Origin of the sequence: Streptomyces sp. NPDC126497 (assembly GCF_040302425.1) — a bacterium.
In the GTDB taxonomy this organism is placed as follows: Bacteria; Actinomycetota; Actinomycetes; order Streptomycetales; family Streptomycetaceae; genus Streptomyces.
In genome coordinates this window covers 1-11,773 of sequence record NZ_JBEORT010000007.1, presented here as the reverse complement: position 1 = coordinate 11,773, position 11,773 = coordinate 1, and the positions used below count along the sequence as shown (strand labels likewise).

Here is an 11,773-nt window from a genome sequence, read left to right as displayed (position 1 = left end):
GGCCCGGGCCGGCGGCGTGGAGCAGGAAGGGTCCGGTGCGGACGCCGGCCGCCCAGGTGGCGCACGGCGGTGCCGGTGAGCCGGCCGGTGACCCGCCCGTCGTACGGCTCGACCTCCCGGGCGCCGGAACCGCCCGGTACGAGGACGACGTCCAGCGGGGGGCGCCGAGTCGAACAGCAGGATTCCGTACGCGGTCATGTTCAGTTACCCCAGCGTGCGGAGTCGGCCATGGTCTCCATCCGGGTCCTGTGGGGCGCCGCGGACCGCTCCCGCAGCAGTTCGGACGCGATGGAGAAGAGCGGGGCCTTCTCCGGACGGCGCCGTGCCTGGGCGACGATCTCGTCGGTGAGGGTGGTGGCCATGGACAGCCGCGGGTAGGCGGCGTGGATCGCGGCCCCGGTGGCGTCGTCGACGCAACCGGTGTCCCAGCCGAAGTCCATGCCGGTCCCCTGGTGCACCAGGGCGCACAGGACGCCGCGGCGCTCGGCGATGCCCGGCGTCGTGTGCAGGGCGATGGCCTCCCACACGGCGTCGACGTCGGCGGCGGGCAGGCCCTGCTCGGTGAGGAACTCCGCGGCCGTGTCGGCGCCGTCCACCTCGAACCGCTGGTGACGGTCACCGGTCCGCGTCAGGCCGATGTCGTGCAGGACGCAGGCCAGGAACAGCAGTTCCGGATCGTAGTCGCGCCCCGGCTCCGCGCCCTGGTGGTCGGCGCGGAGCCGGGCGAACAGCGCGCTGCGGACGCTGTGGTTGGCGGTCGCGGCGGACTCCGTCTCGCGTACCAGGGCCAGCGCCCGGCGGGCGACGGGGGAGTCGGGCAGCGGCGGGACGCCGGCGGTCATCACGTTGTTCATGGCGTAAACGATCGCCTGCTCCAACTATCGGTGAAAGTGGCAGACTTGCCTCCATGCGAGAGGAAACTGCCACCCCTGCCGCACCGCACCGAGTGGCGGTACTGGTCCTGGACGACGTCCTGCCTCTGGACCTGGGCATCCCGGCCCAGGTCTTCATCGCCGTGCCCGGCGCCCCCTACCGGCTGACCCTGTGCGGACGGACCACGCGCCCGGTCACGACCGCTGCGGGGTTCGCCGTGACGGTGACGGCCGGGCTGGAAGCGCTGCGTGGCGCGGACACCGTGGTGGTCCCGGGGTACGCACCGCACCTGCGGGAGCTTCCGCAGGACGTGCTCGCCGCACTGGCCGGGGCCCACGCCCGGGGCCGGCGGCTGGTGTCCATCTGCACCGGCGCGTTCGCGCTGGCGGCGGCCGGGATCCTGGACGGCCGCAAGGCCACCACCCACTGGAAGTACGCCGACGAACTGGCCGCGCGGTACCCGGCGGTGTCGGTGGACCCGCACGTGCTCTACGTGGACGAGGGACAGGTGCTGACCTCGGCGGGCGTCGCCGCCGGCATCGACCTGTGCCTGCACCTGGTGCGGCGTGACCTGGGCGCGCGGACGGCGAACGGGGTGGCGCGCACCTTGGTCGCGGCACCCCACCGCGACGGCGGGCAGGCACAGTACATCAAACGGCCGCTGGCCCCCGAAGGACCCGGCGTCACCCTCGCGGCCACCCGGGAGTGGGCCCTGAACCGCCTGCACGAACCGCTGACGGTCCCGCGGCTCGCCGCGCACGCGCACATGGCGCCGCGGACCTTCGCCCGGCGGTTCGTCACCGAGACCGGCACGACGCCCCTGCGGTGGCTGCTCGCCGCCCGGCTCGACCGCGCCAGGGAGCTCCTGGAGAGCACCGACCTCGCCGTCGACCACATAGCCGACCGGTGCGGTCTGGGGAGCCCTTCGAACCTCCGGCTGCACTTTCGGCGCGCCCTCGGGACGACCCCCACCGCCTATCGCACGGCGTTCGCCCCGACGGCACGGCCGGACTCCGTGCGGGTACACGCCCCGACGACGGCTGCCGGCCCGTCGGCCGCCTTGCCGTCCCGGCCGGAAACGACGCCGGGAACCCCAGCGGCGACCTCACGGCAGGTGCCGCCCTCGCCGTTGCCGCAAGAGGGCCTCCCATTCAGGTAGCCGGTGGTTCGGGACGCTGTCGCGACCGATCCGGGCGGGAGCGGCGAAGCGGTCCCTGAGCAGTCGCACGAACCGGCGTGGCCGGAGCGTGCCGGAAGTGCTCACCGAGGCCGCGGCGCCCATCGGCAGCCGGGCCGGTCACACGCGGACGCTGGTCCCGGCCGTCCGAAAGCCGGCGGCGCGTCGTCCTCCGGGCGGCCCTCGGACCCGCTCCGGCCGACGCCGCCCGCGCCACGTCGGCGAAGGTGTACCTGTTCCTGGGCGCACACTCCTGCCGATCGATCGCATCGCCACGGACCGGCCCCTCTGCTCCCCGTACGTGTCGCGGACCGGTGCCGCCTGGCGGGACGTCCCCGCGGGGACTGTGGCCTGTTCCGGGGGGGGGCCTGGCGCCGGCTGCGGGACCGGACCGAGGCCGGCGTCCGGCCCCGTCTGCACGCCGCCCCGGGGAGGCGGACGAATTCCTGCCTCCTCCGGCGAGATCCGTTTGAAGACGGGCCCTGGAACCCCTCATGAAATGATCTGTGAGATGGCCCGGATCACCTTCCGGGCCGGCGAAGCAGGGGATGCCCGGAGGGGCTCGTCCCAGGAGGGCTGGGCGTGACACCACAGACGTTTCCGGTGGGGGGCTGGAAGACGCGCACTGTTGCCGTCCCTCGACCGCTCGGGAAGCCGGCACTGTTGAAATTGAGGTCGCGGGGGCCGATCACCACCTACTTCGCGACACCCTGGATCGACACGGCGCGGGAGCGGTCGTCGGATGCCGTCCTTTTCCACACGTGGGGGCGGTCGTGGCATCCGTTCGTGCTGCCGGGCAGATATACGCACGTGGAGGTGTGCAAGGCGAGGGGGAACGGCGTGGCTCGCTGGCAACTCGACAGGATGCCGCCTGAAGACGTGCCCCCTCTGCCGACCACCGTCACAGGCCACGGCACCCGGCTCTTCAGCTGGGAGGGTGAGCAGCTGGAGATGCGCTACGAGTACGCCGACCGTTCAGGTGGCCTGCAGTTCACGCATCATGCGTTCGACACCGGTGAATCACTCGAGGTGGACAGGACGGGAACCCGGCGAGGGACAGTTCGTGTGGGCGGCCCCGGTTATCTGTGGGTTCATTCCGCACCGGCGGGCGATTGGACACTCGAGGCCGTCTGAACCCGGCTGCGTACAGTCTCAAGGCGCCGTCGGCAGACGGGTGCGCGTCCGAGGTGGGGAATGCTTCGTGGCTGTCGTCGAAGCCGTGATCCGCCTCGCCATGACCGACCTCGTGGCCCGCCGCCTCACCGGCGAGAACACCATCTCCTGGCGCGACCCGACACCCCAGGCCGAACAGCTGCTTCCGGGATGAAGCATCAGGTGAAAGCGACCTCTGGGAACCGTGAAATCCCGACAAAATCGCTCACTCGACGTACACGGGCACATGAATGAGGTCAGAACCGCCGTCTGATCAGCACTCCCTCGTGGGCGCGGTGGCCCCCAGTTGAGTTGCGGTCCGTGCCGTATGGGGCAACGGTTGAAGAAGGCGCTTCACATCGCATGACGGCAACCCCGGCACCCGCCTCGAACCATCTGTCCATCTGTGCGGGGGAGGTCGAACCACTGTGAGAAAGCACGCTTCACATACCCGAACCACCTTGACCCTCGTCGCGGCAGGCGTTCTCTCGGCAGCCCTCGTCCCCGTCACCGCGTCGCAGGCCATCGCCGTCTCGGAGTGCGACAACGCCGCGGCCTACTACGACCAGAGCCCGGGAGAGGGCGACGGCACCCTCGGGACACAGCAGGCCCTGGTCTGTCTCATCAATGCCGAACGCGCACGACATGGGCTACCAGCGCTCACGTACAACCAGTCTCTGACGAACGCCGCGTTTCAGCACGCCGGCCAGGCGGTGCGCCTGAAATGGTGGGGGCCCGGCAAGGACTCGCACACCGACCCCCAGACCGGCTCGACGCCACAGAGTCGTATCAAGGCCGCGGGCTACTGCCCGAACCCCCGGTCCTGGAAGGTCAACGAGATCACCTACACCGGCTGGGGCGGCGGGGGCACACCACGGGCGGCCGTCAACTGGTGGGTGAACGTCAGCACATGGGGGCACCGCCAGATCGTCCTCGACCCATCACTGAAGGAGATCGGGCGCTGGGGTCTGGGAGGCGCGGCTGATCCGGCCGGCGCCGGCGCGAGCGAAGCGGGAACCTACGTCGTGACGTTCGGGAGCTGTCAGCCGGCCTGACGGGGAGGGGCCATCAGCGTGGCCGGGTGCATACCGGTCCGGGCGCGTCGCGGTGCATGCGCCCGTACTCGGTGAACGCCGCCCCCGGCGGAGTCGGGCGGCCGTCGCGGCCGAACACGCGCAGCAGGTCGTGGGCGCGGACCCGGTGGGTGATCCAGAGAGCCGGCGACCTCCAGCATGTCCGGCCAGTGCGTGATCCCCTTGCTCAGGTTCACGCGGTTGCGGGTCAGGTCCTCCACCGCGCCGTAGGTACCGGTCTCGACACATGTCGCGCGTCGCATGGCACCTCAGGGCCGCCCCTGCGCTTCAGGACCGGCTGGGTGGGCCTCCCGCTCCTTTGGCACGGAGCTCCACACGGCAGGCACGGCAACTCCGAGCGTCGTTCCGGGTCCAGCCGGCGAATTCGTACCACAGGTCGGCCGGATCGGAACGGTCGACGCCGAAAACCTCACGGGCTGCTGAGATGTCCAATCCAGCAGCGGCTGAAGGGAGAAGCAGAGCCACGGATACCGGCACGGGACCCGCCCTCGTCCGGCTCTCCGTGCCGGTCAACGCAATCCTGCCGAAGTCGTGCGTAAGTACGCTCGTGGTGCACATGCGTAGGGCCCTGTGAATGCATCGCAGAGGGAATCCGCCCGAGCCGCGCATGAACCGCACGGCCGCGGTCCTCAGCAGCGGAGTCCCTCCTCCGACCCGTGGCCTGCAACGACCGCGGGGCGGCCATGAGCAGATGTGCGACGTCACCCTTCGAGACAGCGCTGATGTCGCGGATCCGCCAGCCCTTGCCCCGCTCCGCCTGCTGAAGTGATCAGGCAACGGCACACACATCACGGGACGGATTTCATGGCTGCATCCACCACCGTCACCACGCGCGATCCCGGCGGGTCCGATCCACCGCACCGCTCCCCGATGATCGGATGGCTGGCCGTCATCGCGGTGATGCTGGGCATCTTCTCCATCGTCACCACAGAAATCCTGCCCATCGGACTTCTGACCAGGATCGGCGCCGACTTCACCATCTCCGACGGCATGGCCGGACTGATGATGACCATGCCCGGCTTCCTCGCGGCTCTTGCCGCACCCGTCGTCACCGTCGCGACCGCACGGATCGACCGCCGCCTGATGCTGTGCGTCTTCATGGCCCTGCTCGCCGCAGCGAACTTCCTGGCGGCAGCAGCACCCGACTACTGGCTGGTCCTGGTCTCCCGCGTCATCGTCGGCATCGTCATCGGCGGTTTCTGGTCCATCGGCGCCTCACTGGCCGAACGCCTGGTACCCGCCGAATCGGTCGGCCGAGCCACAGCGGTGATCTTCTCCGCGGTGCCCTTGGGTTCCGTGCTCGGCGTGCCGGCCGGCACATTCATCGGCGACCTGGCCGGATGGCGTACCGCGTTCATCGCCATGGGTGGCCTCACCGTCGGCGTACTGATCATGCTGTTGATCGTCACACCGCCACTGCCACCTCACCAGGCCACCCGCTTGCGCGTCCTGCGCGGCATGCTCGACAGGGGTGCCACCCGCTTCGCACTGCTGTTGACCGTTCTGGTCGTGCTGGCGCACTTCGGCACCTACACCTATGTCACACCGTTCCTCGAGCAGGTCACCGACGTCGGTTCCGGGCTCATCACCATCTTCCTGCTCATCTACGGAGCGGCGGGTGTCCTCGGCAACTTCCTGGGCGGCTCCCTGGTCGCACGCCACCCGCGGGCCGTCTTCGGCACCGCCGCGGGCATGATGGCCGCCGCCACCCTGCTCCTGCCCGTTCTGGGCCAGTGGAAGGCCGGAGCGATCGCCCTCCTCATCGTCTGGGGCGTGGGATACGGGGCAGTCCCTGTTTCTTCACAGACATGGTTCACCAAGGCGAGCCCCCACACCCCCGAAGCCGCCTCCGTCGTGTTCACCGCGTCGTTCCAGGCCACGATCTCCCTCGGCGCTCTGACCGGCGGACTCGTCGTCGACGCCGGCTCACCCTCGACGGTCATGACTCTGGGAGGCATGACGGCCGCCCTCATGGTCATCGCCGTATGGGCCCACTACGCTCGACGCCCGACCTGGTCGGACAACGCCTGACCCGCCCCGCGGGAGGGTCACGGCGCCGTCGCGGGTGACGGTGGTCTGCCCTGCGTCAGGGCACGGGCGGCGGCGAGTTCCTCGCGTGAGGCCTGTTCCACCGCTTCGAGGTAGGCGTAGGCGTCGTCGCCGATCGGGACGCACAGCGGAGTGGGACCGTCGGCGCGGACGATGTCGAGCAACCGGGCGGCGAAGTCCTCCGGGCGTCCAATGTCGGGGTTGTCCGCCATGCCGCGTGTCCCTGCGAGGGTTTCGGCGGTCACCGCCGTGTACTCGGGCATCCGGCGGCCCGACTCGGCGAGAGACGTGCCGTAGCGGGTGGAGAAGCCGCCGGGTTCCAGCACGGTGACCCGAATGCCCTGCGAGGCCACCTCCACGGCCAGTGTCCGGCTCATGCCTTCCAGGGCGTGCTTTCCTGCGACGTACGCGCCCAGCCCGGGGAACGTCATCCGGCCCGCTACCGAGGAGACGTTGACGATGTGCCCGTGGCCCCGGGCGCGCATGAGCGGCAGCACCAGACGGATCAGCCGCCAGGGGCCCACGACGAGAGTCTCCAATTGATCGCGCACCTCGGCGTCGGAGACTTCCTCGACCGCGCCGAACAGGCCTGCTCCCGCGTTGTTCACCAGGACGTCGATGCCGCCCAGTTGACCGGCGGCGGCGCGGACGGCTTCCTCGCACTGGGCGGCGTCACGCAGCTCCAGCGGGATGGGGAAGACCCGCTCGGGCCAGGCGGAGACCAGTTCACCCAGCGCGGCGGTGTCACGCGCGGTGATCGCCACGTCGTCGCCCGCGCGGGCCACCGCCGCGGCCAACGCCCGCCCCAGTCCCGACGAACACCCTGTCACCAGCCACTTCCGCACCATCTACGCCTCCGTCGCGTTCCCGACAACCCTGCCGGCCCAGGCCCCGGCCCGGCCTCGTCCGCTCCGACCTCATGGTGTGCTACGGCAGCGCACCGGTCGCCCCCTCATGAGGGGGCGCTTCGGCGCACGCCGGAGCGCTCTCGAAGCCGGGGCCCTTCACGCCGGGCCTCCCCGTGGTCCTTCCGGCGTCGTCGGACGCCTGTCGGACGAGAAGGGCGATGTGCTCCTCCGTGGCGTCGGTGGAGGCGTCGGCATCCGGCATCTCGCTGACGACGTGGGGGCGGACGGTCGCCGGGCAGCCGGCGCCGACCGGCTGGGCCCGCCGTGGAGCGAAGCGGCCCGCCGTCCCCGTCATCGACGACCCAGCACTGCCGCGGGTGCCGGCCGAGTCGGCCGCCGACACCGTCAACCGGGAGCCGCCCGTCGCGCGCAAGGCGATCGGCTGGTGGCAGCGGCAGTGCTGGATCACCTGCGATCCGACGATCGGCATCGAGCGGCGTCCTGCCCCGCCGGACCGCACCCAAGGCCCTGGCCGCGAACCGGATCACCGCCCTGTGACACCCCGACGTGGCGCTTCGGAAGAAGACCTTCCGAAAGCTGCTCCACGCCTCAGCGGCCCCAGCCGACGAGGCGTCGTGCCTGAACATGGAGGACCTGCACCCGCAGGAAAAGCGCGGCAGGACCACTGCCGAGGGCGGAGCGACCGAGTGGATCCACTGGCAGTCCGGCGCCCCTCGGCCCCCGCCTCGTCTGATCGCCGGCCGCACACGCGGGCCGCTGTTCCTGACCGGGTGCAAGGCCCCGGCTGGGACCGCGGCGCCGGACGTGTGCGAGGAGACCGGCCGGGGCCGGCTCTCCTGCCGCGGGGCGGAGGAGATCTTCGAGGAGTCCACCCGGCCGCTGGACAACCCGCTTGCCCGGCCCGAGGACATCAAGGGCCCGGAGGGGTGGACACCGCACCGGCTGAGGCACAGTGCGTCGACGCACGAAGCGGAGGACGGCAGGTCCACGCCGATGCTGTCGGCCCGCTCCCGTCACGCCTCCGTACGGCCCCTGGAACGCCACGCCCGCCCCGGAGCCGACGCGGCCGCCCGGCACGTCGCTGAGCACGATCCCGCCGCTCGCCATCGGGGGTGGTCACAGCGGCCCACGGCACGCTTCCGGCGTAGTCCGGTTGGCTTCCTGCCGGCACCCGCACGGGATCGCTGCACGACCGGGACCGCGGTCAGGCAGAGGCGCCGCCGTCGATGACCAGGTCGCTGCCGACTATGGAAGCGGCATCCGGCGAGGCCAGATACAGAACGGCTGCCGCGACCTCGGCGGTGGAGGAGACCCGCCCCAGCGGCACCGCGCCCTTCAAGCGAACGGCGCGGTCGGCGTCGGTCTCGCCCGGTCGCAGCGACATGGTGGTGGCGGACGGGCCGGGGCTGACGGCGTTGATGCGGATTCCGTCGGCGATGTGGTCCAGGGCGGCGGCCCGGGTCAGGGCGGAGACGGCCGCTTTGGTGGCGATGTAGCCGGCCAAGCCCGGGGTACGGCTGTGCGCGCCGAGGTTGGAGGCGATGTTGACGATCGCGCCGCCGGTGGGTTGCTCGCGCATGTGGGCGACTTCGGCCTGCAGGCTGAGGAGTACACCGGTGACGTTGACGTCGAGCAGGGTGCGCCAGTCTTCCTCGGGGAGATCGGCTACGGGCGCGCCGCCCCGGAAGACGCCCGCGTTGTTGACGGCGACATCAAGGCTGCCGAAGTGTTCGATGGTGCGGCGGACCAGGGTCCTGACGTCCTCGGAACGGGTCACGTCCGCGGTGACCGCGGCTGCCGAACCGCCCTCCTTCTCGATCAGGGTGACCGTCTCGTCGAGCGATGCGGCGGTACGTCCGGCCGCGATCACTGAGGCCCCTTCGGCGGCGAAGGCGAGTGCGATGGCCCGGCCGATGCCGGAGCCTGCGCCGGTGACGAGGACGGTCTTACCGGTGAAGCGTGCGGTCATGGTGATGACTCCCTTGGTCGGTACTCGGTCACTTCGTGCGGGTGCTGAGGAACGCGGCGGCGGCGAAAGCGACTGCCGTCGCGGCGAGTGAGGCGGTGTCGGAGCCGAGGGTGAGCAGGGCGGCGAGGACGACGGTCGGGCCCAGTTCCATCGCGGTGTTCATGACGCCGCCCGCGAGTCCGGTCTGTTGCGGCTCCAGCCCGTCTGTCGCGAGGACAGCGGCCCCCGCGAAGCCGGCGGCTGCGCCGACCGGCAGCAGGAGCAGGCCGGGGAGAAGCCCGTACGCGTAGGGGCTGTGCGGTGCCAGGCCGGTGAACACGAGCAGCCCGGCGGTGAGGACGCGACGCCCGCCGAAACGGTCGGCGACGCGGCCGCCGAAGAGCAGCAGCCCGGAGAAGGTCAGCCCGTAGGCGGCGCTGAGGAGAATCAAGCCGTCCCGGTCGAGCGGGAATTCGCGGCCGATCCGGGGCAGCGGCACGACGAGCGAGGTGAGCGTGAAGATCAGCGACATCCGTACGGTGCCGAGCAGCGCGAGAACCGGGCCGGGCGTGGACCCGGTCGACGTGGCTGCGATCGTGGTGTTCCAGCTTCGCGTGCCACTCACTTTTCCCCCTCGTATTTGACTGAGCGTTCTGTAATTTGGTCATGAAGACACCTCCTTGCGGGAGGTGTCGCTCAGTCCAGCAGCCTCAGCGTCTGTTCGGCGGCGTCCCGTACCCGGCCCGGGTCGTCCGACGCCTTGCCGACCACCCGCAGACCCTGCATCAGCACCAGCAGCATCCGTGCGAGTGCGTGCGGGTCGCGGTCCGCGGGCAGCTCACCCTGCGCCTGGGCCCGTACCAGCGCCGAGCGCAGCAGGGTCTCGACATGGTCCCAGCTCGCCTCGACCCGGCGGGTCGCCGCCGTGTCGTGCGCGCCCAGTTCGGCGGCCGTATTGGTGACGAAGCACCCTTTCAGCCGCCGGTCATCGGAGCTCGCCTCGGCCGCGAAGCGCAGCACGACCCTGCGCACGGCGGGCAGTGCGGGACCCGGCTGGGACAGTTCGCGCAGCAGGTCCGAGTCGTGGGTCTCGTTGTAGCGGTCCAGCGCCTTCAGATACAGCTCGTGCTTGTTGCCGAAGGTGGCGTAGATGCTGGCGCGTCCGATGCCGAGGTGTTCGACGAGGTCCGCCATCGACGTCGCCTCGTAGCCGCGCCGCCAGAACAACTCCAGGGCTGACTGCAGTGCGGCTTCCGGGTCGAATTCCTTGGTTCTGGCCACGTTCGAACCCTAGGAAATAATGAAACGATCAGTCAAGTACCGTCTGATGGAGCGACGTGCCGAGGATGCTGCCCTCGAAACTCATCTCGGGCCTGCTCGGCCGATGAGGGACACACCGACCGGTGCGGCGCCGGCGGGGGATCGGCCCCCTCGCCCCTCAAGGGGGCCCGTGGGGACCGAACCGCCCCCGCCCCGTGCTTACCCCCCCAATTCCTGGGATGGAGTACCTGCCGCGCCCTCGTCAGTATCAGGACAGGCCGGCGACGTCAGCCGACGCCGGTGACGCAACCAACCGGAAACACCCGCCCCAGGAGGTACCGTTGCCGCTCCGAAGAAAACTCATGACCATGCTCACCGCATGCCTCGCGGTGGTTGGCATCGCCGTGGCGGGCGCCTCGCCCGCGCAGGCGGCCAACATCTACTTCAAGCCCGACTTCCGCTTCAACCCCGACGACCACTACCAGTCGGACCGCGGCTACCTGATCATGCAAGGAGACGGCAACCTCGTCCTCTACTGCACCTCGCCTGCGGGCAAGTACCTGTGGGACACCGCGACCGACGGCAACCCCGGTGCCTACGCCGTCTTCCAGGGCGACGGTAACCTCGTCGTGTACACCAAGGAGGACATCCCGATCTGGGACTCCGGCACCTGGGGCCAGGGCGCGACGTTCGCGCGGATCAGTAACAATGGCAACTTCGCCATCTACCGCGACATCAACCACCCGCTCTGGTCCACCGGCACCGCGAACCGCTGCTGAGCAGCGGGCCGAGTCACGGCCCAACGCAACGCAACACACGTCAGCGGCGCGGAGACGGAGCCGCGCCACCGCCAACGCTCCACGCCGCGAGCGCCCAGCGCCCGGTTCCCGAGATCATCGGACCGGGCGCTGTGCCCCCACCCGGCCAGTGGAACCAACCTCGGATACGTCACTTCGGCTCGTCAAGGTGACGCCGCAGATCACCGAGGAGGCCACGGTCCGGCTTTCCGGCTTTCCGGCTTCGAGGTGGCGGTGTTGCCGCGCGAACGCGGGGTGACGGCTTGTCCGGCCGGCTGCGGCGGCCCCGTGCGCCCGGACGCTGCGGTGATCCGGGCGGTGTCGGCCGGCTTGCTCGCGCGATGTCGCGCTGCTGCCCGACGATGTGCGGCTGCCGGTCTTCGGCGACGACCTCGCCCTGGTGCACGTCGGTGGTCCGGCCTCGTACAGCGGGCTACGGTCGGCGCGCGCTCTGCTCGCCCCGGCCGCAGCCGATGCGGACACCGGCGTTGTCCTGGGGGTGCGCGCGCCTTCCGTCGGCCGGCCGGCGTCGGCGCCCGGCCGCCTGGTGGCCG

11 protein-coding genes and 2 pseudogenes are annotated in these 11,773 nt (G+C 70.7%); 6 read left to right on the top strand and 7 right to left on the bottom strand.

Annotation, left to right across the window (positions count from 1 at the left end; all coding sequences use genetic code 11):
* Window positions 1-200: 200 nt before the first annotated feature.
* Window positions 201-854: an HD domain-containing protein gene (locus tag ABTY20_RS06150; protein ID WP_351995783.1), complete on the bottom strand. Its 654-nt coding sequence runs from the start codon at window positions 852-854 to the stop codon at window positions 201-203.
* Window positions 855-907: 53 nt separating this feature from the next.
* On the opposite strand from ABTY20_RS06150, the gene ABTY20_RS06145 reads away from it, so the two are divergent.
* The 4 genes and pseudogenes from ABTY20_RS06145 (at window position 908) to ABTY20_RS06125 (ending at window position 4,257) form a co-directional block, all read left to right on the top strand.
* Complete coding sequence (locus ABTY20_RS06145) at window positions 908-2,032, top strand: GlxA family transcriptional regulator (protein ID WP_351995782.1); 1,125 nt, start codon at window positions 908-910, stop codon at window positions 2,030-2,032.
* A 600-nt stretch (window positions 2,033-2,632) separates the two neighbouring features.
* Window positions 2,633-3,184 (top strand): hypothetical protein, encoded by a 552-nt coding sequence (locus ABTY20_RS06135; protein WP_351995781.1) that lies wholly within the window; start codon window positions 2,633-2,635, stop codon window positions 3,182-3,184.
* A gap of 79 nt (window positions 3,185-3,263) precedes the next feature.
* Window positions 3,264-3,377: pseudogene (locus ABTY20_RS06130) on the top strand (IS5 family transposase); the annotation flags it as partial.
* Between the two features lie 286 nt (window positions 3,378-3,663).
* Entirely contained in the window at window positions 3,664-4,257 is a 594-nt protein-coding gene (locus tag ABTY20_RS06125) for a CAP domain-containing protein (protein ID WP_351995780.1), read from the top strand.
* A gap of 55 nt (window positions 4,258-4,312) precedes the next feature.
* Here the strand turns inward: ABTY20_RS06125 and ABTY20_RS06120 are convergent.
* Window positions 4,313-4,520: pseudogene (locus ABTY20_RS06120) on the bottom strand (Tn3 family transposase); the annotation flags it as partial.
* Between the two features lie 580 nt (window positions 4,521-5,100).
* Between ABTY20_RS06120 and ABTY20_RS06115 the strand changes: the two are divergent.
* Window positions 5,101-6,327 carry an MFS transporter gene (locus ABTY20_RS06115; protein WP_502991750.1) on the top strand — a complete coding sequence of 409 codons (1,227 nt, stop codon included), beginning with the start codon at window positions 5,101-5,103 and terminating at the stop codon, window positions 6,325-6,327.
* Between the two features lie 17 nt (window positions 6,328-6,344).
* Here ABTY20_RS06115 and ABTY20_RS06110 read toward each other — a convergent pair whose 3' ends face one another.
* The 5 genes from ABTY20_RS06110 to ABTY20_RS06090 all read right to left on the bottom strand — a co-directional run bounded on the left by ABTY20_RS06110 (window position 6,345) and on the right by ABTY20_RS06090 (window position 10,443).
* A complete protein-coding gene (locus ABTY20_RS06110) occupies window positions 6,345-7,193 on the bottom strand; it encodes an SDR family oxidoreductase (protein WP_351995779.1) in 849 nt (282 codons plus the stop codon).
* 79 nt (window positions 7,194-7,272) lie between these two features.
* The gene (locus ABTY20_RS06105) at window positions 7,273-7,683 is read right to left on the bottom strand and encodes a hypothetical protein (RefSeq protein WP_351995778.1); all 411 of its coding nucleotides are present in this window, start codon (window positions 7,681-7,683) and stop codon (window positions 7,273-7,275) included.
* Window positions 7,684-8,418: 735 nt separating this feature from the next.
* Entirely contained in the window at window positions 8,419-9,183 is a 765-nt protein-coding gene (locus ABTY20_RS06100; protein ID WP_351995777.1) for an SDR family NAD(P)-dependent oxidoreductase, read from the bottom strand.
* 28 nt (window positions 9,184-9,211) lie between these two features.
* Window positions 9,212-9,787, bottom strand: coding sequence for an MFS transporter (locus ABTY20_RS06095; RefSeq protein ID WP_351995776.1), 576 nt, complete (start codon window positions 9,785-9,787; stop codon window positions 9,212-9,214).
* A gap of 71 nt (window positions 9,788-9,858) precedes the next feature.
* A complete protein-coding gene (locus ABTY20_RS06090) occupies window positions 9,859-10,443 on the bottom strand; it encodes a TetR/AcrR family transcriptional regulator (RefSeq protein WP_351995775.1) in 585 nt (194 codons plus the stop codon).
* Between the two features lie 347 nt (window positions 10,444-10,790).
* On the opposite strand from ABTY20_RS06090, the gene ABTY20_RS06085 reads away from it, so the two are divergent.
* Window positions 10,791-11,201 (top strand): hypothetical protein, encoded by a 411-nt coding sequence (locus ABTY20_RS06085; RefSeq protein WP_351995774.1) that lies wholly within the window; start codon window positions 10,791-10,793, stop codon window positions 11,199-11,201.
* The last annotated feature ends 572 nt before the right edge of the window (window positions 11,202-11,773 follow it).

Coding starts and splice junctions, on each gene's coding strand:
- ABTY20_RS06110 (WP_351995779.1), bottom strand. CDS start 7,193: ATGGTGCGGAAGTGGCTGGTGACAGGGTGTTCGTCGGGACTGGGGCGG.
- ABTY20_RS06115 (WP_502991750.1), top strand. CDS start 5,101: ATGGCTGCATCCACCACCGTCACCACGCGCGATCCCGGCGGGTCCGAT.
- ABTY20_RS06105 (WP_351995778.1), bottom strand. CDS start 7,683: ATGCCGATCGTCGGATCGCAGGTGATCCAGCACTGCCGCTGCCACCAG.
- ABTY20_RS06145 (WP_351995782.1), top strand. CDS start 908: ATGCGAGAGGAAACTGCCACCCCTGCCGCACCGCACCGAGTGGCGGTA.
- ABTY20_RS06085 (WP_351995774.1), top strand. CDS start 10,791: ATGCTCACCGCATGCCTCGCGGTGGTTGGCATCGCCGTGGCGGGCGCC.
- ABTY20_RS06100 (WP_351995777.1), bottom strand. CDS start 9,183: ATGACCGCACGCTTCACCGGTAAGACCGTCCTCGTCACCGGCGCAGGC.
- ABTY20_RS06150 (WP_351995783.1), bottom strand. CDS start 854: ATGAACAACGTGATGACCGCCGGCGTCCCGCCGCTGCCCGACTCCCCC.